The organism is Erwinia sp. LJJL01 (assembly GCF_047300805.2).
Lineage (GTDB): Bacteria > Pseudomonadota > Gammaproteobacteria > Enterobacterales > Enterobacteriaceae > Erwinia > Erwinia aphidicola.
In genome coordinates this window covers 4,591,231-4,614,845 of sequence record NZ_CP178576.1, presented here as the reverse complement: position 1 = coordinate 4,614,845, position 23,615 = coordinate 4,591,231, and the positions used below count along the sequence as shown (strand labels likewise).

Here is a 23,615-nt window from a genome sequence, read left to right as displayed (position 1 = left end):
AATAATGTGAAACGATTAATAAAATTTTTCAACAATAATGGTTAACAGTACTGTCTAATTTATCCCGATATTCATTTCATCGGTGATTATTTTATTTCTCATACTAACCATGACGTTGTCAGGAAGAGGCGGCGCGCTGAGCAAATCGCCACAGCCCCGGCCTGGCAAACATCACCAGGTTACCCAGCAGAATCAACACCAGCCCGATCGCTGCATTCAGGTGCCAGATGTAGCCCTCATACAGCGTTGAGAGGGTCAGGGCGACCAGCGGGAACAGCAGTGTGCTGTAGGCAGCCTGGCTGGCCCCAATGCGCCCCACCAGAGTAAAATAGGCACCGAAGGCGATCACGGAGCCAAATATCGCCAGATAAAACAGCGAGCCGAGGTAGCGCGCCGACAGCTCCGGCATAAAGCGGTCGCCGTGAAACAGGCTGATGCCCGCCATCACCATGGCGCCGTAAAACATCGCGTAACTATTGGTAGAGAGCGTCTCCAGCCCGCGCCGCTGGTGGCGGGTGCTGATCATATTGCCGAGCGAAAAACCGAACGTCCCCAGCGCGCTCAGGCCAACGCCGAGCAGCAGCTGCGGTGCCATCTGCGTGCTAACCAGATCGTTCCAGAACAGCGCGACGATACCGGTCATGCCGAGCAGGGCGGCGGGCAGCAGGTTAGGGTGCGGGCGCTGGCGGAAGAAGATCCAGCTGTTAACGGCGTTATACAGCACAGCCATCGAGAAAATCACCGACTCCAGCCCGCTGCTGATATAGGAAGCGGCATGATAGAAGCAGACAAAGTTAAAGCCGAACACGCAGCAGCCCTGTAACAGGCAGAATGCGTGGTCGCGCAGGGAGAGTTTGCGCAGGCGGCCCAGCACGCCCAGCACCAGCATCATTGCCGCGGCGGCCAGCAGAAAGCGCCAGAAAATCGACACGGTGATTGACACCACCCCCTGCTGCATCACTATCGCAATCCAGGTTGTTCCCCAAATCACCACCACTAAAAAATACAATAACGCGTTCATGGCTACCTCAATATCCTGGGATTTACGCGTAGTGTGGCCCGATTGCCCACCGCTGACTTGCAGCAGGCTGTGGTGACTTGCAAAATCTTGCGCTTTTTTTTGCCGGCGAATCGCTAACATCTGGTATCCGGCGGTCAGGCTCCTTAAACTGAACGCCTGTCAATTTGCGATCGGTTGCCATGAAAAACGTCTATCAGGCCTTTGAAAATCTCAGTCAGCATCGCGCGCGCCTGCAGGGCCACGTGCAGCTTGGCTGCGGGATCCAGCTGGCGGCCTGGCGCAATGATTTCGACTGCGTGACGCAAAAGAGCGACCACCATACGCTGAGCCTGTACGTTGAGGCGGGTTTTGACACCTGGCATAAAACCCGCTCCGGCTGGCAGAACGGCGGCGCGCCGGATCGCTTCTGCCTGATGCCGCAGGACAGCGAGTCAACGTGGGATATTCGCGGCGAGTTCTCTTTTGTCCACCTTTACTGCACCGACCAGCACCTGAAAAATCTGGCGCTGCAGATCTGGGACCGCAGCCCGGCCAGCATCGCGCTGGATGAAAAAGTGTTCCAGCAGGATGAGCGCATTACCCAGCTCTATCGCCACTTCCTGCTGAGCAGCGACTGGCGGCAGAACGCCAACCAGCTTACGCTCAGCTCCGCCTCAACGCTGCTGATGACCCACCTGTTACAGCACTACAGCGAAGTACAGTGGCAGCTGCCAACGGTGCGCGGCGGGCTGGCACCCATTGTGCTGCGTAACGTGCTGGCGTTTATTGATGCCAATCTGGGCAATGCCCTGACGCTGGGGGAGCTGGCTGCGGTCGCGGATCTGAGCGAGTTTCACTTTGCGCGCATGTTCAAACAGTCAACCCGGCTGGCCCCGCACCAGTATGTGATGCAGCGGCGTATGGCGCAGGCCGAACAGCTGGTGCGCCACAGCGCGCTGCCGCTGACCGAGATCGCGCTGCGCTGCGGCTTTAACTCTTCAAGTCATTTCAGCAATCGCTTTAAAAGCGTATACGGCATGACGCCTTCCGCCCTGCGCGGCTGATTCAATTTTCAACAGGATAGTGCATGATCTGGCTGATGCTTTTAACTCTGGTAGTGGTGTTTATTATTGGTTTTCGCGTGCTGAATTCGCGCCCGCGCCGTGCGGCGAAGGCGTTAACCCGGCGGCTCAATCTCGATCCGGTGTACGTCGAGTCGCTGATGAGCCTGATGGGGAAAAGCGCAGGCGAGGAGTTCGTTGACTATCTGATGGTGGAAAATGAGAGCCACCTCGCCAATGCCGCCAGCGTGCTGTTTATCTACCAGGTGTTTATTGTTGATGAGTCGGATGAGAGCATCGCCTTCTGGCGCGGGGTGCTGCGCAAAGCCTATCTGCCGACCGAGATCGCTGCCGAGCATGTGCGGCTGGCGCTGAATTTCTTGCGCGAGATTGAACCGGATGCGCAGGAGATGCATGACTTTCGCCTGCGCTATAACGCCAGGTTTCCCGCGACTGACGGTAACAATGTCGTACCGCTGTTCCCGACGCTGCACTGAGGCTGACGGGTCGACCGGAACAGAGGGTCGATCCCTGAGGTATCTCCATAAAAATTGATTTGAATAGTGTTGCGGGATGACAGGTGCCCGGTTTCAGGAGGGAGGGCTGCTTACCGCACCGGCATGAATACATCCCTGTAGCCTGGCTCACGGCCATCCCTGGCCGTGGGCCTGCTGCAATCAGCCCTCCCTCCTTGCACCCAAAGCCTCAGCGCCGCGGTTTAAAACCTACAGCGAGCACGATGCGAGTGGGGGATGAGCTTGGCCTGAGGTAAGCCGGACGTCACGCGGCAGGGATGCCGCGTGCCGAGGCCCGCAGGGAGCGTCTTTTGCCGTTCCGGCGTGCTCAGGCTGAGCTCAGACCGGTTTGCGGACGTTTAGCGATGGAAGTCATTTCTGGGGATCCCTCAGTGGTCGACCTCTACAACGAATGGACGGACCTTTTATTTCGGTCCGCCCGCAATTTATTACGCCAGAAATATCGCAAGCATGCCGTAACAAGTAATGACAAGCGATAATAATAGCTTCAATAGTTGTTGAATGGTGCTGAATCTTTCCAGTAATAATGGTTAATTGTGAGGTTTATCACTTTACCTGCGGAACGTTTTGATATTATTGCACCGCCCGCTGACAGGAGTTCAGCCATTAATCAACAAGAAAAGGATTTCACGCATGTTATTGACGCTATCCGGTAAACCTACGTTCCTGTTTTCTGCTGCGCTATTCACGCTGGCGCCGCTGCCACTCTGCGCCTTCGAAACTTCCTCCCTGCAGTTAACTGACTCATTAAGTCGTTTTATCACCGACAGTCACGCGGAAATCTCCTTCAGGAATCAATTTAAGAATCTGAATACTTCAGATTCTGGAGATAGCTCGGTGCAGACAGCCTGGGGGCAGGGAATATCGCTGGATTATACCTCCGGCTATTTTGCCGATATTATCGGGCTTGATGCCTCTTATTATCAGGTGTTCAAACTGGCGGCCAGCGATGACTTCGCCGGGCGCAGTGTGCTGTATAACCATAACGGCCACGCCAGGGGGTTCCATAAGTTGGGCCAGCTATTGGCTAAAGCGAAGCTGGAAGGCGACGACAGCTATTTAAAACTCTATTCCGGCTGGCAAATCGTCCATCAGTGGGGGGCGATAACTAACTCCAGCCGCACTATTCCCAGCACCTATCAGGGCTGGCGCATGGACAGCGGCGCGGGGCCGTGGGTACTGCGCGGCGCCTGGCTAACGCGCTACAGCGACAGAGGCGCGCCGCAGCAGATCCACTTCGCCACGGCGGACCGCAAAACAGAGATCGGCCACCTCTCTACCGGCGAGCTGCTGTACAAACAGCCGGGGTACAGTGCGCTCTACTTCTTTGGCGAAAGCCAGCAGTACCTGCAACGCCATGGGCTTGAACTGGGCTGGCATCCTGCGGCGCTGTCCGGCAATCAGGTCAATGTATTAGGTATGCTGTATTACAATCATGCGTTGAAAAACTGGAAAGCGATGAGTGCAGATTATCGGCCGTTCAACAATGATGCCTGGCATCCGTCCGTCTATGTTGAGTGGCGCGAGAAAAGCTGGAAACATAAGGTTGGCGCTTCTTATACCAAAGCGAAATCCAGCGATCGCCTTGGCTATTTTGAGCGCCATATGGCGAAAAACAGCCGTGGGCGGTTCTCTTCGATGGCCGATGCCTGGGGCAATGACTATGTCGTCAACAATGAGAAAATGGTGGCCTGGACCACCGAATATCTCGTGACGCCGGAAATCAAGCTGGGGCTGCAGAGCGCCTTCGGCTGGGGCATTAAGTATCGGGATCATGCTATCCGGCGCGGCGAAACTATTCTCTTCTCAAAATGGCAGCCGTCGGCGGTGAAAAAACTCAGTTTCCAGCTCTCTGGTGGGCCATCTTGGAATTATCAGAATCAAAAAAATCGCCCGATTCTCAGCGCAGAAGGGAAACCTAAACACGCGATAAATCATTCGATTGATTTCCAAATCGACTACGCTTTTAACCTGTTCTAACGCCACAATAAGGATGAGAGATGTCCCTGTTTTTACGTCATAAACCGGCCTTGCTGCTGCTGGCTTCACTCTTCTCAACTGCCCCGGCCTGGAGCGCTGCAGAGGTGCCAGAGGTGAAAGAGGCGGGTGCCACGCTACAACAGCTCAATCAGCAGTATGCGATTCATTGGATCACCACCGCTCAGATCGCCGAAGGGCTGCAGGGTAAAGCGCCGATTGATGTTGGCTTTGATATTGATGATACGGTGTTCTACTCAACACCTGCCTTCTATCACGGCCAGCAGATGTTTTCTCCCGGCAGCAATGACTTTCTCAAAAATGATGAGTTTTGGGAGCAGGTAAGCAACGGGTGGGATGCGTTTTCGGTGCCAAAAAAATCTGCGCAAGCGTTAATAAAACTGCATCTTGAGCGCGGCGATCGCATCTGGTTTATCACCGGGCGACCCAAGCCGAAGAGCGGCCATGAAACGATCAGCTCGCAGATTGCCAAAGACTTTGGGATTGCAGCCGATAAGATGAACCCGGTGATTTTCACCGCGCCAGGCAAAGGCGCGAAGGTGAATGATATTCGCAGCCACCATATTCAAATTTATTACGGTGATGCGGATAGCGACATTACCGATGCCCGCGCCGCTGGGGCAGAAGGGATCCGGGTGCTCAGAGCGTTGAACTCCTCCAACCTGCCGCTGCCGCGGAACGGTGCATATGGCGAAAGAGTGCTGATTAACTCTGATTATTAATTAAGATTTCGCTCGTGGCCACCATCACCAGGCGGGCTGGTCCCCGACTGGTGCTGGTGAAGGGTTACTGCTGGGCGTGACTATCTTTGATCCAGGCTTTCAACACCTCGTAAACATAGTCCTGGCAGACCAGGCCGGTTTTCGCATCGTATTTGCCATTATTGGTGATGTTGTTTGACAGCACCCGGATGCCGATAAACGGAATATTGAACAGGGAGGCGATCTGCGCGGCGGAGGCCGTTTCCATCTCTTCAACCGACGTCTGGTAATGCTCATGGAAGAAGCGAATGCGGTCCAGTTCACTGTTCCAGACGTCGGCAGAACCGATAACACCTTCGACGACTTTCCCGTTTTTATACTCTGGCATAGCCTGTTCTGCGGCTTTCAGCAGCAGCGGGTCGGCGGCAAACTGACGGATGCTGTGCGCATTCTTATCCTCGCCCGCGCTGCCTTTTGACGCCAGCAAATCCATTGGCTTCCAGTCAAGGGCATGGCTGCCCTGGCCTGCTGCCTGGGCTGGGGTTTTGAACGCGCCCAGGTTGACCGAGTATTTGCCGACCACAATATCGTAAACGTTGAGCGCAGGGTCGTGGCCGCCTGCAGTACCCTGATTGATAATCGCGACGGGCTTGAACTCCACGGCCGCCAGTGCGGTGGCAGCAGCAGCATTCGACATGCCTTTTAGGGTTTCGGAAACGATAACCGGGTAACCCTCAACGGTGCCTTTCCAGAAGCGCCACTCGCCGATTTGCTGTAGCCTGGCGTTGTCGAGCCTCGCCGCAAAATGCTCGGCTTCAATGGGCATTGCTCCCTGAATCACAATCGGTGCTGGCGCAATGTCATCAGCGGCGAAGGTGAGCAGCGGGGTTAACAGGGCACATCCAGCAAGGATTGCCGCAGAAACAGTAAATAATCGTGTTGACATGAAAAGATCCACCCGTTGTTAGAGAACGATTCCTGGCTGGCATTATACGCATTTGACTCTGCTTACTGAGGGTTTTAGCCGCAGGCTGGGATTCTTCTGAGCTGCTGGCCAGGCTTGTTCGCAACAAGGTTCAGGTGCTCGAATTTTTATCCGACGGGTGTTCACAGGCCAGGGCTATTGAGCGAGCCGTCATAAAATCCGCGACGGCTTTTACTGCCGCTTCAAGCACTTTTTTTAGCGGCTGATTCGCATCAATGTCGACAATCTGTGCCCCTTGAAATGTGAGCAGCGGCGTGGCAGCTATTTTCTTCGCGAGCGACTCTGGCTGATGGTCGGGCTTACGCGCGCAGGCCACTTCGAGGTCAACATGGAGTTTAATCACCAGATCCGGTTTTTGCTGTGCCATCCAGTGAAATGCGCGGCGCTCCTGCCGTGCCAGCCAGTTAACAGCGCAGCTACCCGACGCCGCGGCGGGGAAAACAGTGCCGTCATAGGTGTTTGGCAGCTGTACCTGCGGAAAACGGTCGGTGACCACGATCAATCCGCGGCGGCGACAGGCCAGCATATGCCTGAAGCGCCATAGCCGCCGTAACACAAAAAACATAATCACTGCCGCTGGCAATGTTCCTGGCAGCACTTTGGCGGTTTTGACTTTATTACGACGGATGGTTGTGGCCAGCATTTTTCCTAAAAGGGGAAGTTTAATCACGGCACGCTCCACATTGCCGGCCTGCTTGCCGAGATGAATTCTGACCGATGGCCCGTATTTATTTAAATGCTTAATCAGATGTTCGCACACGGTGGACTTCCCTGAACCATCACTGCCAATAACCGCGATAAGCGGGGGCATTTTGGATTGCATAAATTTATTCCTTAAATTGCACCTGGAAAAAATACGCGCTAATTGCTTTCGCTTCAAGCGAGCGCGGTGTAAATAGCGATAAAAATAAATAGTTCTGCTACCGCACTTATACGCAAATCGATGGGTGAAAAGATCACTTAGCATTGGGCAAATTTTTTGGATATTGGTTTTTATGTGAATCGTCAGACGCCTCATTTCAGCCGCCATGCTCCTGTAAGGGTTATTGCCATTACGGGCTGTGATGGTGCAGGAAAATCAACGCTAGCTGCAAGCCTGGTGAGTCATCTCTCGTTACAGGAACCAACAGGATTATTATATCTTGGGCAATCCTCCGGGCGTATTAGCGAATGGATTAGTCGAATTCCTATTATTGGCGCGTCATTGAGGCATTATCTGCAAATAAAAGCCAGCCAGGTTCACCATCGCCGTGCTCAGCCACCGGATGCAGTCACGGCATTGGTGATTTTTTTACTCTCCTGCTGGCGGGCTTACAAATTTCTGCGCATGCTTTCACGCTGTAAAAATGGCTGTTTATTGGTTACCGATCGTTATCCCCAGGCTGAAGTGGCGGGGTTTCGTTTTGACGGTCCGCAGCTGGACAAAACAGCGGGCGGAAGTTGGTGGGTGAGCGCACTGAGAAAGCGCGAGAAAAAGATCTATCAGTGGATGGCCTCCTATCCCCCTTTGCTGCTGATCCGTTTGAATGTGGATGCCGGGACTGCGCATGCGCGCAAGCCCGATCACGCGCTCTCTTCACTGCGCGAGAAGAGCGCGGTTATTCCGCATCTGACTTTCAACGGCGCGACGATTTGCGACTTAAATGGCCTTGAGGCAGCGGACAAGATCTTAGCTAAATCACTGCGCGTGATTAACGCGTCCCTGGCTTCGCCCGACATTCCACCTTTTGACGATCTCTGAGAGAAACCGATGGCGATAAATAGATCCACCGTCAATAAAGACGCCTCTGCCAGCTATATCGCCGGGTTAATTGCCGTGGTGGGGTGTGATGGCACCGGTAAATCAACGCTAACGGCCGATTTAGTCAAAAATATGCAAGCCCGTGGGATGAGCGAACGCCGTTATTTAGGTGTGCTGTCCGGTGAGGATGGCGATAAAATTAAGCGCCTGCCGATGATTGGTGTCTGGCTGGAGCGTCGGCTGGCAAAAAAATCCTCAGAAACTCAACGTATGAGCAGCAAGGCTCCTCCCTTGTGGGCCGCGCTGATTATGTATGCTTTTTCACTGCGCCGCATGGTGAATTTACGCAAAGTACAGCGCCTGACAAAGCGTGGGGTGTTGGTGATTAGCGATCGCTATCCGCAGGCGGAAGTTTCAGGGTTTTACTATGACGGGCCAGGGATTGGTATTGAAAGGGTGAGCAGCTGGTGGATGACACATCTTGCCGAGCGCGAACGCCGCCTATACCAGAAAATGGCGAACTACCGTCCTGAGCTGGTTATTCGCCTTGATATTGATATCGAGACGGCGTCTTCCCGCAAGCCAGACCATGATTATGAAGAGCTACGGGATAAAATCTCGGTGATGAACAAGATTCATTACAATCACGCCAGGGTTTTTGCGATTGACGCCCGTGCCCCCTATAACAGCGTGCTTAGCGAAGCGCTTAAGTTGGTCTCTTCTGTCGCTCAACAGACTCAAATTTAAAAGTCGCCCAGCGGCTGACTTCACAATCCGGCTGAATGGTTTTCAATGGTTGGTCTCATTCCATGAAACATTGGTTCTCTGATGGTGTTTTTCGTACCATTCTTCGCAATGCGGCTTATCTGGCTTCCAGTAATGCGCTGAGCGCTTTACTGGGCCTGGTTGCACTCTCCTGCGCGGGCAAAGGCATGTCGACGCAGATGTTTGGCGTGCTGGTGGTTATTCAGGCCTATGCGAAAGGCATTAGCGATTTTATTAAGTTCCAGACATGGCAGCTGGTGGTTAAATATGGCTCCCCCGCAGTCGCTAATAAAAATATTCAGCAGTTTCGCGATGTTATCTCTTTCTCCTTTGGCCTTGATATCGCCAGTGGGGCCATTGCCGTCGTGGCTGGCATGCTGCTGTTGCCGCTGCTGGCACACTCGCTAGGGCTTGACAGGCAGAGCTTGTGGCTGGCAATACTTTACTGCACGCTGATCCCTTCGCTGGCGGCATCGACGCCCACGGGAATTTTGCGCGCCGTTGACCGCTTTGATTTGATTGCGATCCAGCAGGCTGTCAGGCCGCTATTGCGCGCTGCTGGCAGCGTCATCTCTTACCTGGGGGATTTGGGCTTCGCCGGTTTCATTATCACCTGGTATGCCTCTAATCTGATCGGGGGAGTGCTCTACTGGTGGTTTGCCGCGCGCGAACTGCGGCGCAGAAACATTCATCACGCACTGCGCCCTCGCTTATTTGCCCCTGCCAGCAGGTTGGCAGGGGCCTGGAATTTTGTCTGGACCACCAACTTCGCCCACTCAATTTGGTCAGCGCGCAACTCCTGCAGTACGGTGTTAGTGGGGATGGTGTTAGGGCCCGCAGCGGCCGGATTGTTTAAAATTGCCACGACCTTTTTTGACGCGACAGGCTCCCCGGCTAAGCTAATGGAAAAGAGCTTCTACCCTGAAGTGATGCGCCTGGATCCGCGTGGCAGCCAGCCCTGGCTACTGGGGCTGAAATCTGCCTGCTTAGCCGGCGGCATTGGCATGTTGGTGGCGCTGCTGGTGATGGTGGTCGGTAAACCCGTTATCTCCTCCGTTTTTGGCGAGCAATATCTGCAGGCCTATCACTTAATTGAGATCATGCTCGGCGCGATCGTTGTCTCTATGCTGGGTTTTCCACAGGAGTCGCTGCTGTTTATGGCGGGTAAACAACGCGTTTTCCTCATGGCACAAACGCTCTCTTCAGCCAGTTACATTGCGTTGTTAATTGTTTTGTCCCATTTTTTTGGCGTGTCAGGTGCGGCTTACGCCTATCTTGCAGGGCAGTGTTTAGACGTGCTGCTGTCGTTCATTCCTACTCTGCGGGCCTGGCACTCTCGCCATTTATTACCCTTCACCAAGCCTAAAGAGAGTCATTAATGAGCGGTAACATTAAGTGGCGGAAATTTCCGCGGGAGACGCTGCAGCAGCTGCTGGCGGCAGTGGATGAGGATGATTTGGTTGATGAAAATATCAGCCTGCCCGATGTTATCGATTTACACGTCTCGCAGCAAAATATTCAGGATAATTACGCCTTGTGCCTGCAGTACTGGGAAGAGGGCTTTACGCGTGAGGAGCTACTCGACCTTATTAATAAGCTTCTGAATGAAGGTCACTTATCTGAAGCTGAGCGCTTAAAATATAAATTGATCCGTGCGCGCTATAAGCATTTGCGTTTTGCCCAGCGCCTTTATTGTCAACATCATGCCTCCAGTATGTGGTTCAGTAAAACGACGGTTTTTTTGGGTAAATTACAGGATGCCTTTCGCCATGATGACAAGAAGAACCTTAATTTTTACGCCCGCATCCTGCGATTTTATCTCAGCCCCCCGGTGTGGAAGATGGTCAATCATTCGCTGCGCCAGATACGATTAGACACAGAGCAGGAGTTTATTGTTTATTGCCAGGGTGAGATGCACGCATTAAAAGCATTTATCAGCAAACCTCTGCTAACCGGAAAGGAGTTTCATGCGGTACGTAAGATTATCAGTCAGCAGGTCTCCTGGTTTGACACGCTCAGAACCATTAACCCGCAAAACCTGCACGTCCGCCAGGTTTCCCGTTATTTAGCCGCCATTAATGGGCTAATGGGAGACCGACATGATGAGATGGTGAGGGATAGTCTGATCGGGCGCAATGCCTACGATTCACCGACACGATTAGATAACGATATTCGCCAGCGCCTGGCATTATGGCTTGAACGTTATCCATGGTGAAGATGAGTGCGCGGATTTTAGCGATAAGCGCAGCGTGATGACGTTAAGCAGATTGCTACTCTCATCGCTGTTGTTATGCCCACTGATGGCCTGCGCGCACAATTTTATTGTCGGTGAGCAGATGGCGCCGCTGACCATAAGCGAGCGGGGCGAGCTGATGTTCGATAATGATAATATCCGCTATCGCCCCTGGTCGAGTCAGCAGCTGGCGGGCAAAGTACGCGTGTTACAGTATATTGCTGGGCGCACCTCCGCCAAGGACAAAAATGCGTTACTGATTAAAGCGATTAAGCGCGCACAATTTCCACATAAACAGTTTCAACCGACAACCATCGTCAATACCGACGATGAAATTCCCGGCTCGGGTTTTTTTGTCGGCAGAAAAGTCGAGAAAAATAAAAGAAAGTACCCCTGGGCACAATTTATTATCGACAGCCAGGGGCTGGGGCGAAAAACCTGGCAACTTAAGCCAGCAAGCTCCACGATTCTGCTGCTGGATAAAGACGGGCATATCCAGTGGGCAAAAGATGGCGCGCTGACTGAGCAGGAGGTCTGCCAGCTGTTGCGCAGCGTGCATGACCTGCTGAACCCAGGTCGTGCTCAACCGGCGCCGCTGCCCGCTACTCCTTGAGGCGCGTAAACCATGCTGCTAATAGAACGCTATATCGTAAGTTTGACCCAGCGCTTAGTGCTGACTCTGGCAGGTTTTCTGATCTTTATTTTTGCCAGCTACTCCGCGCAACGCTACCTGACCGACGCGGCGAGCGGCACCCTGGCGCTGAAAGTGGTGTTCGATATCATCTGCTATAAGGTTCTGATTGCGCTGGAAATGCTGCTGCCGGTTGCGCTATATGTTGCCGTTGGCGTCACGCTAGGTCAGCTGTGGAATGACTCGGAAATCACGGCGATTTTTGCCGCAGGGGCCAGTCCACTGCGCCTCTACAAAGCCGTGATGATTTTTGCCATTCCGCTGGCAATGCTGGTGATGCTGCTCTCCCTGTTTGTCAGACCCTGGGCTTACGGGCAGATCTATCAGCTGGAGCAGCAGTCACAATCGCAGCTGGATGTTAACCACCTTATTGCCAATAAATTTAACGTCAATGATGATGGCCGGATGATCCTGGCAGGAGAGGTCGACTCGGCTAACAGCACGCTCGCCGATGTGCTGATTTACACCCCGTCCGCTAATAGCAGCCGCGTCTATCGGGCCCACACGGTGAGGGTGCTGAACCCGTCACCGAACGCACCTTCCGTGATGCTGCACGCGGGCACCTCTGACGTGTTGGAGCACCAGGGGGCGGGGGATAACCAGATGATTTACCGTCATATGAAGCTGCAGCTTAAGCCGCTGCGGCAAAACCCCGGCCTGAAGCGTAAATCCGCCCCGAGCCTGACGCTGTCAGGCTCCCGCGATCCTGCCGACCGGGCCGAGCTGCAGTGGCGCGAAAGTCGTGGCATTAACACGCTAATGATGGCGCTGCTGGCTATTCCACTCAGCCGCATTAAGCCGCGACAGGGGCGTTTTGCCACGCTGCTGCCGTTAACGGTGCTCTTCACCCTGATCTTCTACGGCGGTAATCTCAGCCGCACGCTGGTTGCCAACGGTACGTTTGCCCTGATACCCGGCGTCTGGATCCTCTCCGTTATGATGTTTCTCGGGCTGGTGCTGCTGATGGCGCGCGACTTTTCGCTCTGGCAGAGATACCGGCCATGACGCTGTTAACCCGCTATTTAATTCGCCATATCTTTATCGGATTCGCCGCCGCCGCAGGCATGTTAATGCCGTTGTTCACCACGTTTAACCTGATTAACGAGCTTGATGACGTCAGCCCGGGTGGCTACCGCTGGACCCAGGCGCTGCTGGTGGTGTTGATGACATCGCCGAGAAGCCTGATTGATTTAGGACCGTTTATCGCGCTGATCGGTGGCATTGTCGGGCTGGGGCAATTATCAAAAAGTCTGGAGCTCACCGCGATGCGGGTGGCGGGTTGGTCAATTTTCAAAATTTCTCTCGCCGCGCTGGCCGCTGGCATCCTGCTGACGGTGGCTTTGGCCGCGCTTGATGAGTGGGTGGCTTCACCGCTACAGCAGCGTGCTTTGCAGCTGAAAGCGGCGGCCGTGGCTGAAGATCCTGACAGCGCAGCGGTGAGAAACGCGCTGTGGGCGAGGAAAGATAATGAATTTGCCACAGTGAAAACCCTCGATGCCCGGCAGCAACCCGTGGGCGTGGAGATATTTTACTATCTTCCTGACCTGTCGCTGGCGAGCTATATTTTCGCCGCGAAAGCCACGGTACTAAAAGACGGCAGCTGGATCCTGCACGGCGTGAGGCTAAAGAGCTGGCAGAACGGCAAAGAGACCCTGTCATCGACAGAAAGTCTGCGCTGGCGCTCGATCTTTAGCAGGATGAGCCTGGCCGAACTCACGCTGCCGGGCGGTAGCTTTTCCATCCACCAGCTGCGCCAGTATATTCACTACCTGCATGATAGCGGTCAGCCCTCGGCAGAGTACCGCATGGCGCTCTGGCAAAAGCTGGGGCGCCCGCTGTTAACCCTCGCCATGATTTTACTCGCCGTTCCCTTTACGTTTAGCGCGCCGCGTTCGCCCGGGCTGGGCAGCCGATTAGCCTCGGGGGTAATAGTCGGGCTGCTCACCTACATCAGCTATCAGATAATCGTTAACCTCGGGCTGCTGCTGGCGCTGAATGCCCCGCTCACCACGCTGGCAGTACCAGGGCTGCTGATGCTGGGTGCTTTGCTGCTGATTTCTCGCTTTGATAAAGGCCACTGACTGCGATCAAACAGCTTATCTGCTCTCACTTTGACGGGAAAATTAGCGCTTCAGCTCGGCAAAGGCCTGAATGATGGTATCAATCTGTTGGTCGCTGTGGGCTGCATTCACGCTGCAGCGCAGCAGGGTGATATCTGCGGGGGCGGCAGGCGGTAACACCAGGTTGACATAGACACCGCGTGCAATCAGCCCGCGCCAGAAGCGTAAACCGTCCTCTTTCGAACCAATCATTACCGGCACCACCGGGCTGATGTGCGGCCCCATTTCATACCCCAGCCCGGCAAGACCGTGATAAAGGCGGTGGGCGTTACTCCACAGCGTTTGGCGCAGCTCGGGTTTTTGCGCAATAGTGCGTAATGAGGAGCGCACCGAGGCAATACTGGAGGGGGAGGGCGAGGCGGTGAAAATGTATGGGCGGCTGCTATAGCGCAGAACCTCCATGGCTGCGCCGCCGACGGCAAATCCCCCGATGGATGCCAGGCTTTTACTGAATGTCCCTACGATGATATCCACATCCCGTTCCACGCCGAGCTGTTCCGCCAGGCCGCGGCCGGTGGCGCCCATCACGCCGAAAGAGTGCGCTTCATCCACCATTAAGTAGCCGCCAAGGCGCCGCTTGATGTCGACAATTTCTGCCAGCGGGGCAACATCACCCAGCATGCTATAAATACCTTCAACAATAATAATGGCTTCACGCGCGCGCTCGCCAAGGCGTAGCATGCGGCGCTCCAGATCGCTGGCATCGTTATGGCGAAAGCGGATAATCGTGGCGCCACCCATGGCACAAGCATCATAGATACTGGCATGGCTATCGGCATCCAGCAGCACCACGGCGTCCGGGGTGGCCAGCGTGCTGATGATGCCCAGATTGGCGGTATAGCCAGTGGAGAATACGATGGCGCTGGGGCGGTCAAAAAATAGCGCCAGCTCCTGCTCCAGGGCAAGGTGCGCGCCATAGCTGCCGTTCGCCATGCGTGAACCGGTGGTGCCGGTCCCCTGAGCGGCGACTGCCGCCTGGCTCGCCGCTATTGCCTGCTGATTAAACGTCAGGCCAAGGTAGTTGTTGGTGCCTGCCAAAAGCACCTTATTATTGCCAATTCGCCCCTCGGTGGCGGAGTAGATTTCATCAATACAGGTGCCGAATGGGGTCAGTCCCGAATGATGGAACTGTTCGCGCTGGCGAGCGAGGCGAGCGAACTTATCATAGAGGCCCATAACTCTTCTCCAGCTGTGGCAACAGTGCATCGCGTAACTCTGCTGGCGTCCTGATATCCAGCAAGATATTTATCGGGATAGAGATATCAAACCGCTCTTCCAGCATCATCAACAGATCCATTACCTTGATGGACTCGAGGCCCAGTTCATCAATCAGATCGCTTTCCGGCTTTATTTCTACCTCACTGGCGACCATCCCGCCTAAACACGCGAGGATGTAATCCATCACCGCTTCTCGATTTATCATAGCGCTCGTCACTTCCCTTTATCAGATGTTTAAAACAAGTCTTCACGCAGTGCATGCTGCAAAGTGATTTTTGGAAACCAATCAATATCTTCAGATAAATTTTTGTTGCTTGCCGACCAGTCGTGATGGCTGAGCTCCTGGATTTTGCTCCGGGTCAGCATCGGTTCTTTACCTGCAATACGGCAGGCAAACACGTTAATATCCGCAAGCCATTTCAGTAGCGGTAACGGGACAGCGATTAAGCGCACCGGGCCGCGTCGCACCTGCGCGCCAATCAGGCGCAGGCTCTCCCAGCTATATCCCGTACTTAACCCGTCACAGAGTTCATAGGGTTGAGGTAAGGGGTTTGTGGCGCAGAGCCATTGGCCAACCGCTTCAGCCAAATCACTGACGTGAAGAAACGACAGTCTGGCGTCAGGCGCGCCCGTGCGCGGCAGTACGCCGCGTAGCAGCCAGCTAAGCACTGGCTTTAACTCTTTATCACCCGGCCCGTACACTGCCGTGGGGCGAAAAATTCCCAGCGCAACAGGTGACGCCTGGGCGCTTAACTGCTGTTCCGCGACAAATTTTGACTTCGCATACCAGGATAGGTCGGGATGGCGTGCGGCCAGAGAGGAGATAAATAAGAAGCGCTGGCAGCGGCCGCTCTCCTTTGCCGCCTGCAGCAGATTCAGGCTGCCGCCAACATTGCAGTGGGTGAAAACCGCTTCATTGTGTCCGCGCACCTGGCCCGCACAGTGAACGACACAGTCTGCGCCGCTCACCAGTTCTGCCAGAGATGCGGGCTGCTGCAAGTCTCCCTGAATCCACTGGAGATGGTTGATCGACTGGCGAGATGCCTGGCGCGTCAGTGCTCTGAGGGAAAAGCCGCGCGCCAGTAAGTTATCGGCAATATGCCTGCCGATAAAACCGGTCGCGCCGGTTATGGCCACGACTGCTCTCCTGTTCACTAACCTGCCAGCTCGGTTTGAGGGTTGATCGCTACGCCAAGGGCGCTGAGGTAACGCTTCTTCGCTTCGGCACGGGCGGGCTTGCCTGAAGAGGTGCGCGGGATGCTGTGCGGTGGCAGCAGTTCGATATCAACCGTCACGCTGAACTCGCTTTGAATATGGGCCATCAGTGAATGCACGATCTGCTGCCGGCGCTCTTGCGAACTCACTTTGCACTGGATCTGCAAGATAATGCGTGCCCCTTCATCCTGCCCGGCTGAGGTCACAAAGGCTATCGCATCACCTGAATGAATCTCAGGTTCCTGCTCAGCGACATACTCAATATCCTGTGGCCAGATATTGCGGCCGCGAATGATGATCAGGTCTTTTTTACGCCCGGTGACAAACAGGTCACCCAGGTGTAAATAGCCCAGGTCACCGGTATCCATCCATCCGCTCGCCTGGATTTTCTGCTGCGAAGCGGCATCCTGAAAATAACCGCTCATCAGGCTGGGACCGGATATACAGATATGCCCCACCTGACGTTCAGGCAGTGGCGTGCCGTCCTCGCTACGCACTTCAATACGGTGACCCGGCAACGCCTTGCCGCAGTTAACAAAGGTCGAGGTGGCTTTGGTGCTGCGCGTAGGCGCGACGGCCTGGCTGTGATATTCGAGAATTGCACGGTCGACACAATCGGTCAACGTCCCTGAGGCCGCTGGTGAGAAGCAGACGGCAAGGGTGTTTTCCGCCAAACCGTAGCAGGGCATAAAGGCGTTGCTATCGAAATTGGCCTGGCTAAAGTGCTGCGCAAAATGCGCCAGCTGTTCGGCAGAAATGCTTTCTGCGCCAACGCCCGCCACGCGCCAGCTGGAGAGATCGATGTCAGCCAGCGCGTGATCGTTACAGCGGCGCAGGCAGAGATCGTAACCGAACGGCGGAGCAACCGAGACGCTGCAGCGGTTTTTGCTAATCAGCTTCAGCCACTGCATCGGGCGCATGGCGAAGTCCTGCGTGCGCAGGTAATCCACCGATAGCTGGGTGGCTAACGGCGTCAGGAGAAAGCCAACCAGCCCCATATCGTGATAAAACGGCAGCCAGGAAACGCAGCGATCGCCGGCGCGCAGTTTTATCCCGTCGTGACTGATGGCCTGCAGATTGGCCATCACCGCGCGGTGGGTAATGATCACACCGCGCGGAAAACGCGTGCTGCCCGAGGTGTACTGCAGATAGGCAATATCGTCAGGCGATAAAGCGGGCATGTCAGCTGTCCCGGCGGGTAAGGCGTGCAAAGCCTGATGGCTAAGGATGTGCATACCCGGATTATTAACGCTGGCGGAGCGGATGATGGGTAACCACTCCTCACTCCCCACGATGACCGCAGGCTGGCAATTTGTCATTAAGCCCTGCAGCCTGGAGATATAAGCATCGCGCTGACCGATCCCCATTGGGATAGCGAGCGGTACTGCCACTAACCCCGCATACTGGCAGGCGAAGAATGCCTCGACAAACTCCGGGCAGGTTTCAGCGAGCAGGGCGACACGGTCACCTTTTTTTAGCTTAAGCGCTAATAACCGCTGAGCCATTGCCAGGGCACGCTGTTTCAACGTGCGGTACTCCAGCACGGCAGTGAGCTGATTGTGCCGATCGTAGAAATTCATTCCCGTGCTTCCGCTGGCAGCATAATTTAATGCTTCCGCTAAGGTGGGGAAATCAGCATAGCGCATAGGAAGAGAATGGATTGAACTCGTTTCAGACATTTGCAATAAAGCCATTGATTAAAAACCGCCAGATAACTCCGAGAAATACGCAGGGTAGAGGTTGTTTTTTGTTAAACGTCACGCGAAAAAATATCGGTGAGGGTGTTGGGTGAAAAATGGTTCATTTTTATTTTGATAAACGATTAGCATAAAAACCTCATGCCCGATGAAAAACATAGCGGGAGTTAGTATGACGCGCCATTTTTAAAAAGTGTATGATTTATTCCACATGGAGGATGTTAAACGCATCTAGTGGTAAAGATGAACAGATTCATTCCGCTAATTTCCGTCATCACTGGCTCAGAGCGTAGATGCTAATACTGCGCCAAATAAGTTAATTCTTAATTGCTTGCTGTGCTTTCATCAATTGAAATAAGTTAGGGTGGTTATGATCTGCATCGAGAAAGTCATTAATAAGCAGGGCCTTAAAAGTTTCATTGCGTTTCCCTCCACGTTATATCACGACGATCCAGGCTGGATAGCGCCATTATATATGGAGCGCATGGAGCATCTTTCTAAGAAAAACCCAGGCAATGAGCATATCGAATGGCAGGCATGGGTTGCCAGGAAAAACAATGTTATTGTTGGCCGGATAACGGCACAAATAGACACGCTTCATCGTGAACTTTATGGTGAGGATACCGGCCATTTTGGCATGATTGACGCGATTAAAGATCAGGAGGTATTTAGCGCGCTGTTTAGCGCAGCGGAAAGCTGGCTGAAGTCCAAAGGTGCCAGAAAAATAACCGGCCCCTTTGGGCTCAATATCAATCAGGAGAGTGGCTTGTTGATTAACGGCTTTAATACACCACCTTCGGCCATGATGACGCATGGTAAAACCTATTATGCCCGCGCGCTGGAGCAGCAGGGATATGGTAAAGGCATTGACCTGCTCGCCTACTGGATGCAGCGCAGCGATCTTCATTTTCCCCCTCCTTTACTGAAGCTGATGGACAGAGTGCGGAAAAAGGTGACCGTTCGCTGCATTAATCGCCAGCGCTTTGCTGAAGAGATGCAGATAATGCGGCAGATTTTCAACTCAGGCTGGCAGAATAACTGGGGGTTTGTGCCGTTCACCGAGCATGAATTTGCCGTGATGGGAGAGCAGCTAAAGCATCTGGTGCCAGACGATATGATCTATATTGCTGAAATAGACGCAAAACCCTGTGCCTTTATTGTCGGCTTACCGAACCTCAATGAGGCTATACGCGATCTCAACGGCCGCTTACTGCCTTTTGGCTGGGCGAAACTGTTATGGCGCCTGAAAGTGAGCGGGGTGCGCACCGCACGCGTGCCGTTAATGGGGGTGGTGCAGGAGTATCAATCCAGCCGCACCGGGCCGATTATTGCTCTGCTGCTGATTGAAGCGTTGCGCGATCCCTTTGCCAGACGAAAGATAGACGCGCTGGAGATGTCGTGGATCCTCGAATCCAACAGCGGGATGCGCCATATCCTCGAGCGTATCGGCGCGGTGGCCTATAAGCGCTATCGGCTGTATGAGAAGCAGCTGTGATAACGAGGCCGCCGGAGGCGGGCATGCAGGTGTTCACCGGACACAGGCGGGGGATCACCTCGCGGCCTCTACTATTTCAACATGACGCTAAATCCCGCTTTATGCGTCAAGGCAAACTGCTTCTCAGCGGAACCCCTGCAGCGCAGGAAAATCATCGATGACAATACTGTATTGGAGAGCAATTGATTAGTTTTAAATCAACCTGAGTTTTGTAAAACTGTGATGTGGCTCAAATTAGTTTAGAATCTTGTCAGGTTTTGCCTGCAAGGGTTTTAAGCCACTGAAATTTGAAACCTGTAAGGGGGAGTTTTGCAAAACCAGAATGTTTTGAGTGCCGCAGCGGCGCGCTGGGCTATCTTCGCGCTGGCGTTGGGTGGGTTCGGTATTGGCACCGGCGAATTTATCATCATGGGATTATTACCGGGCGTCGCCAGCTCTTTTCACATCACTGAACCGCAGGCCGGTAATGCGATTGCCAGCTATGCGCTTGGGGTGGTGGTGGGCGCACCGGTGATTGCGGTGATTGCGGCGCGGATGGTGAGAAAACACCTGCTGCTGGCATTAATGGCGCTGTTTTTTATTGGCAACGTTGGCAGTGCGCTGGTGGGAAGCTATCACGGCCTGATTATCGCCCGCTTCCTGACGGGCTTACCGCACGGTGCCTATTTTGGCGTAGCGTCGCTGGTGGCCGCTTCTCTGGTTCCGGCAGGAAAGCGCGGCAGGGCGCTCAGTGCCCTGATGCTGGGGTTAACCATCGCCACGCTGATTGGCGTCCCGCTGGGATCGTGGGTAGGGCAAGTCTTTAACTGGCATGTGGTATTCGGTTTTGTCGGGGTGATTGGCTTAGTCACCTGCATGCTGATATTGCGCTTTGTACCTGCCACTCCGGCAGACAGCGATGCTCATCCGTTGCGTGAACTGGGCGCGCTGAAAAACAGCCAGGTGCTGCTGACCCTACTGGTGGGGGCGATCGGCTTTGGGGGGATGTTTGCGGTGTTCAGCTACATTGCACCCACCCTGATGCACGTGGCGGGCATGTCTGCCCGGCTTATTCCGTGGGCCATGGCCGCGTTTGGCCTGGGGATGATTGTCGGGAATCTGGTGGGTGGCCGGCTGGCGGATAAAACCGTGCTGAAGGTGATCGGCTGGACGCTGCTGTGGAATATTTGCATTATGATCGTCTTCCCGCTGCTGGCAACGCAGGTCGCGGGTGGGATGCTGGCGACTTTCCTGATTGGTACCTCGTCGGTTTTACTGCCGTCACTGCAGATACGCCTGATGGACGTGGCGAAAGAGTCACAGACGTTAGCTGCCGCAATGAATCACTCCGCGCTGAATATTGCCAACGCGATGGGCGCCTATCTGGGCGGCATGGCGGTTTCTTTAGGCTACGGCTGGATCGCGACCGCCTATGTGGGCGTGATTCTGGGCGTTACCGGACTGGTGGTGTATGCCTGTACCGTTTGGCAGGCGGGAAGCGTGCAGCCATGCAGTGAGTGTTAAGCGACAGTAAGGAGGGCCTTACTGTTAATTGTTAGTGAGGTAAATGATGGATAGCAATACGGTTACCACAGCAGGAAAACCCACTCTGCACCTGCTGTGTGGAAAAATTGCATCAGGTAAATCCACGCTATCCGTGAAATTAGCTGCCTCGCCAGCCACCGTGCTCGTCAGTGAGGATCGGTGGCTGGCGGTGCTCTATGCCAATGAAATCCATTCAGTAGCCGATTATTTGCAGTGTTCCTCGAAGCTCCGCAGCGCCATCAAGCCCCACCTCGTATCGTTACTCAGAGCGGGTTTATCCGTCGTTCTGGATTTTCCGGCCAACACACCTACAAATCGTGAATGGATGATGAGTATCGTTAAGGAGTCAGGTGCCAGTCATCGTCTGCACTATCTGAAAGTCTCTGATGAGGTCTGTAAAGCCCGATTGCATGCCCGAAACGCAGAGGGTGTACACGACTTTAGCGCGACCGATCAACAATTCGAAATCATAACGCGCTATTTCTCCGCACCAACAGATGACGAAGGGTTTACTGTTATTGAGTACGGCTAAACACAATTACATCAGGGTTGCGGGCCAGGATCGGCTATGACCCACTGGGCGTTGTGTTCAATACTTGGACCGGTCATGGCAAGGCGAATTGGGTTGATTACGCCGATAAAAGGAAAGTAATGAAATATGCGAATGAGAGTCACCATCGCTTTGCGCAATCGTTGTGATAGGTTTTTTCAGCGATGTTAACGCTGAACTACGCCCGGTCATATAGCAGCTGTTTTAAATTAATAACCGATGATGCATCACTATTAAGATGGTCAAATTTAGTCTGCCGCAACAACTTTCCTTAAAACTCAACGCGTAAAAATAATATCGAGAAGACCTTATCATTCCGGAGTGCCTGATATATTGAGATATTAAAGGTGCGGCTGGGAATAATTTTCTGATTCAGACAGGGCAAGGAGTTATTACAAGTAGCCAACAATTATTTAACTATAGCGTCATGGTGTTTAACATAAACAGAGTGGCGTTAGGCGATATCATGTACTAGACTCACAGGGATAATAATAAACGCCATGCTTTTTTTTATTTCTTCCTAATCGAATTTACAGCCTGATGATTGGCAAGGCATAAAGTATTTCCATCAGTAATAACGTTATGAAACTAAAACAATATTCTTGTGCCCTTTTTTGTCCCCAAAAAAAAGAGTTTAAGATTTGTCTTAAGTGGGGTAGGATAAAAAACACCCGACCCTGTAAATTAATAAGATGGATCTCTTTATTCAATGATATGGATTGTAAAATTATTTAATAACAGCTTACAAAAAATCTGTATTTTAATTGTTTTCTTGACGTTCCCGTTTATCGCCAATGCCGTGGTGTCAGGGCACGCAGATCGGTGGGCCAATCCGCCATCGATGAAAAGTATGGCGTCGGTGGATCTGAAAACCGCTATTTTGCAGGCGTTTTCACGCAGTCCGTCGGTTACGCAACAGGCGTACCAAATGGGGATCGGCCAGGCGCAGATCCGCGAAGCGCAAAGTGCGTGGTTTCCGCAGGTCGGTCTGACCGCCAATACCGGCAATTCGACCCAGCAGGATACCTTCAACAATATGAATAATGCCGCTGCCTACGGCCTGACGCTGTCGCAGCTTGTCTACGACTTCGGTAAAACCAACGCCAGCATTAACCAGCAGAAATCTGCGCAGGAAAGTTATCGCTACAAATTGCTGGCGACACTGTCTGACGTCGCTGAGCAAACGGCGACGGCTTACCTGGATGTGCTGAAATATCAGGATCTGACCAAAGCGGTGGAGGATAACATTACGGCGCTGGAAGATGTCCGCCGCATGTCGTCATTACGCGCCGATGCCGGATTAAGCACTCGCTCAGATGTGCTGCAGGCGCAGTCGCGTATTTCCGGAATGCGCTCGACGCTTAAACAATATCAGGCCAGCCTGTCAGCGGCGAAAGCGCAACTCGCCTCGCTGACGGGTGTGCGAGCCAGCCATTATCAGTCCATTGCCGCGGTGAATCTCGATACTCCAGTGCTGCCGGATAATATCGATTATTCCAAAGTGCCCTCGGTACTGTACGCGCAGGCGCAACAGGAATCGGCGTCATTTGAAGTCAATAAGGCGAAGGCGGATTATTTGCCTACCCTGAGTTTACAGGCGAGTCGAACGCGTTACGAAACCACGAACAATCCGTACTGGAATAATCAGATTCAGTTACACGTGAATGCGCCGCTTTATCAGGGCGGTGCGGTGTCGGCTCGCGTCAGTCAGGCTGAAGGGCATAAAAATATTGCCGCCACTCTGGTCGATCAGGCCAAGCTCGATGTGATGCAAAAAGCTTCAGTGGCTTATGCCAACTGGGCTGGCGCTGAAGGGCAGGCGCAGGCCAGTGCTGAACAGCTACAGGATTCTGTCCGCTCGCGCGATGTGTACAAGAGCGAATATAAGCTCAATCAGCGCACGCTGAACGATCTGCTTAGCGTCGAGCAGGAGGTATTTCAGGCGCAGTTTTCGCAAATCAGTGCGAAATATGACAGCTGGTATTCAGTGATAAGTTACGCCACGGCTGTTAATGACTTATTAACTCAGCTTGGTGTTGATCAGAGTGTGAATCAGACACTGCCTGATTTGAAATAAAGTCAGTT

The 23,615-nt window shown here is 53.5% G+C and carries 22 protein-coding genes; 15 read left to right on the top strand and 7 right to left on the bottom strand.

Features of this window, described 5'->3' with window-relative positions:
• Window positions 1-118: 118 nt before the first annotated feature.
• A complete protein-coding gene (locus tag ACLI4M_RS22470; protein WP_133623427.1) occupies window positions 119-1,021 on the bottom strand; it encodes a DMT family transporter in 903 nt (300 codons plus the stop codon).
• A gap of 179 nt (window positions 1,022-1,200) precedes the next feature.
• Here ACLI4M_RS22470 and ACLI4M_RS22465 point away from each other — a divergent pair, with 179 nt between their 5' ends.
• From ACLI4M_RS22465 to aphA, 4 genes are all read left to right on the top strand, one after another.
• The gene (locus ACLI4M_RS22465) at window positions 1,201-2,064 is read left to right on the top strand and encodes a helix-turn-helix domain-containing protein (protein ID WP_133623428.1); all 864 of its coding nucleotides are present in this window, start codon (window positions 1,201-1,203) and stop codon (window positions 2,062-2,064) included.
• A 23-nt stretch (window positions 2,065-2,087) separates the two neighbouring features.
• Window positions 2,088-2,558 carry a DUF1198 family protein gene (locus tag ACLI4M_RS22460; protein WP_133623429.1) on the top strand — a complete coding sequence of 157 codons (471 nt, stop codon included), beginning with the start codon at window positions 2,088-2,090 and terminating at the stop codon, window positions 2,556-2,558.
• A gap of 672 nt (window positions 2,559-3,230) precedes the next feature.
• Window positions 3,231-4,577 (top strand): OprD family outer membrane porin, encoded by a 1,347-nt coding sequence (locus tag ACLI4M_RS22455; protein WP_133623430.1) that lies wholly within the window; start codon window positions 3,231-3,233, stop codon window positions 4,575-4,577.
• Window positions 4,578-4,597: 20 nt separating this feature from the next.
• On the top strand, window positions 4,598-5,317 hold the full coding sequence (gene aphA, locus ACLI4M_RS22450; RefSeq protein WP_133623431.1) for an acid phosphatase AphA: 720 nt from the start codon (window positions 4,598-4,600) through the stop codon (window positions 5,315-5,317).
• 64 nt (window positions 5,318-5,381) lie between these two features.
• Here the strand turns inward: aphA and ACLI4M_RS22445 are convergent, their stop codons facing one another.
• On the bottom strand, window positions 5,382-6,242 hold the full coding sequence (locus ACLI4M_RS22445; protein WP_133623432.1) for a 5'-methylthioadenosine/S-adenosylhomocysteine nucleosidase: 861 nt from the start codon (window positions 6,240-6,242) through the stop codon (window positions 5,382-5,384).
• Between the two features lie 130 nt (window positions 6,243-6,372).
• A complete protein-coding gene (locus ACLI4M_RS22440; RefSeq protein WP_133623433.1) occupies window positions 6,373-7,104 on the bottom strand; it encodes a dTMP kinase in 732 nt (243 codons plus the stop codon).
• A 174-nt stretch (window positions 7,105-7,278) separates the two neighbouring features.
• On the opposite strand from ACLI4M_RS22440, the gene ACLI4M_RS22435 reads away from it, so the two are divergent.
• From ACLI4M_RS22435 to lptG, 7 genes are all read left to right on the top strand, one after another.
• The gene (locus ACLI4M_RS22435; protein WP_133625048.1) at window positions 7,279-8,022 is read left to right on the top strand and encodes a hypothetical protein; all 744 of its coding nucleotides are present in this window, start codon (window positions 7,279-7,281) and stop codon (window positions 8,020-8,022) included.
• A gap of 9 nt (window positions 8,023-8,031) precedes the next feature.
• Window positions 8,032-8,769 carry a hypothetical protein gene (locus tag ACLI4M_RS22430; protein ID WP_133623434.1) on the top strand — a complete coding sequence of 246 codons (738 nt, stop codon included), beginning with the start codon at window positions 8,032-8,034 and terminating at the stop codon, window positions 8,767-8,769.
• 62 nt (window positions 8,770-8,831) lie between these two features.
• The gene (locus ACLI4M_RS22425; protein WP_133623435.1) at window positions 8,832-10,166 is read left to right on the top strand and encodes a lipopolysaccharide biosynthesis protein; all 1,335 of its coding nucleotides are present in this window, start codon (window positions 8,832-8,834) and stop codon (window positions 10,164-10,166) included.
• The gene (locus ACLI4M_RS22420; RefSeq protein ID WP_133623436.1) at window positions 10,166-11,002 is read left to right on the top strand and encodes a hypothetical protein; all 837 of its coding nucleotides are present in this window, start codon (window positions 10,166-10,168) and stop codon (window positions 11,000-11,002) included. Before ACLI4M_RS22425 ends, ACLI4M_RS22420 begins: the two co-directional genes overlap by 1 nt.
• A gap of 37 nt (window positions 11,003-11,039) precedes the next feature.
• Window positions 11,040-11,633, top strand: coding sequence for a YtfJ family protein (locus ACLI4M_RS22415; protein WP_133625049.1), 594 nt, complete (start codon window positions 11,040-11,042; stop codon window positions 11,631-11,633).
• Window positions 11,634-11,645: 12 nt separating this feature from the next.
• Complete coding sequence (gene lptF, locus ACLI4M_RS22410; protein ID WP_133623437.1) at window positions 11,646-12,716, top strand: LPS export ABC transporter permease LptF; 1,071 nt, start codon at window positions 11,646-11,648, stop codon at window positions 12,714-12,716.
• Window positions 12,713-13,792, top strand: a complete 1,080-nt coding sequence (gene lptG / locus ACLI4M_RS22405; RefSeq protein WP_133623438.1) for an LPS export ABC transporter permease LptG — start codon at window positions 12,713-12,715, stop codon at window positions 13,790-13,792. Before lptF ends, lptG begins: the two co-directional genes overlap by 4 nt.
• A 42-nt stretch (window positions 13,793-13,834) precedes the next feature.
• Here lptG and spt read toward each other — a convergent pair whose 3' ends face one another.
• Genes spt through ACLI4M_RS22385 form a run of 4 tightly spaced genes read right to left on the bottom strand, consistent with a single transcriptional unit; the run spans window position 13,835 to window position 17,943 of the window.
• Window positions 13,835-15,007: a serine palmitoyltransferase gene (gene spt, locus ACLI4M_RS22400; protein ID WP_133623439.1), complete on the bottom strand. Its 1,173-nt coding sequence runs from the start codon at window positions 15,005-15,007 to the stop codon at window positions 13,835-13,837.
• Window positions 14,994-15,254, bottom strand: coding sequence for an acyl carrier protein (locus ACLI4M_RS22395; RefSeq protein WP_048918533.1), 261 nt, complete (start codon window positions 15,252-15,254; stop codon window positions 14,994-14,996). Before ACLI4M_RS22395 ends, spt begins: the two co-directional genes overlap by 14 nt.
• A 29-nt stretch (window positions 15,255-15,283) precedes the next feature.
• Entirely contained in the window at window positions 15,284-16,186 is a 903-nt protein-coding gene (locus tag ACLI4M_RS22390) for an NAD-dependent epimerase/dehydratase family protein (RefSeq protein WP_167545042.1), read from the bottom strand.
• A gap of 17 nt (window positions 16,187-16,203) precedes the next feature.
• Window positions 16,204-17,943 (bottom strand): fatty acyl-AMP ligase, encoded by a 1,740-nt coding sequence (locus ACLI4M_RS22385; protein WP_413449756.1) that lies wholly within the window; start codon window positions 17,941-17,943, stop codon window positions 16,204-16,206.
• Window positions 17,944-18,331: 388 nt separating this feature from the next.
• Between ACLI4M_RS22385 and ACLI4M_RS22380 the strand changes: the two genes are divergently transcribed.
• From ACLI4M_RS22380 to ACLI4M_RS22365, 4 genes are all read left to right on the top strand, one after another.
• Window positions 18,332-19,456 carry an N-acetyltransferase gene (locus ACLI4M_RS22380; RefSeq protein WP_133623441.1) on the top strand — a complete coding sequence of 375 codons (1,125 nt, stop codon included), beginning with the start codon at window positions 18,332-18,334 and terminating at the stop codon, window positions 19,454-19,456.
• Window positions 19,457-19,765: 309 nt separating this feature from the next.
• Window positions 19,766-20,959 (top strand): MFS transporter, encoded by a 1,194-nt coding sequence (locus ACLI4M_RS22375; RefSeq protein WP_413449755.1) that lies wholly within the window; start codon window positions 19,766-19,768, stop codon window positions 20,957-20,959.
• Window positions 20,960-21,005: 46 nt separating this feature from the next.
• Window positions 21,006-21,512 (top strand): AAA family ATPase, encoded by a 507-nt coding sequence (locus tag ACLI4M_RS22370; protein WP_133625052.1) that lies wholly within the window; start codon window positions 21,006-21,008, stop codon window positions 21,510-21,512.
• 727 nt (window positions 21,513-22,239) lie between these two features.
• The gene (locus ACLI4M_RS22365; RefSeq protein ID WP_413449754.1) at window positions 22,240-23,607 is read left to right on the top strand and encodes a TolC family outer membrane protein; all 1,368 of its coding nucleotides are present in this window, start codon (window positions 22,240-22,242) and stop codon (window positions 23,605-23,607) included.
• The last annotated feature ends 8 nt before the right edge of the window (window positions 23,608-23,615 follow it).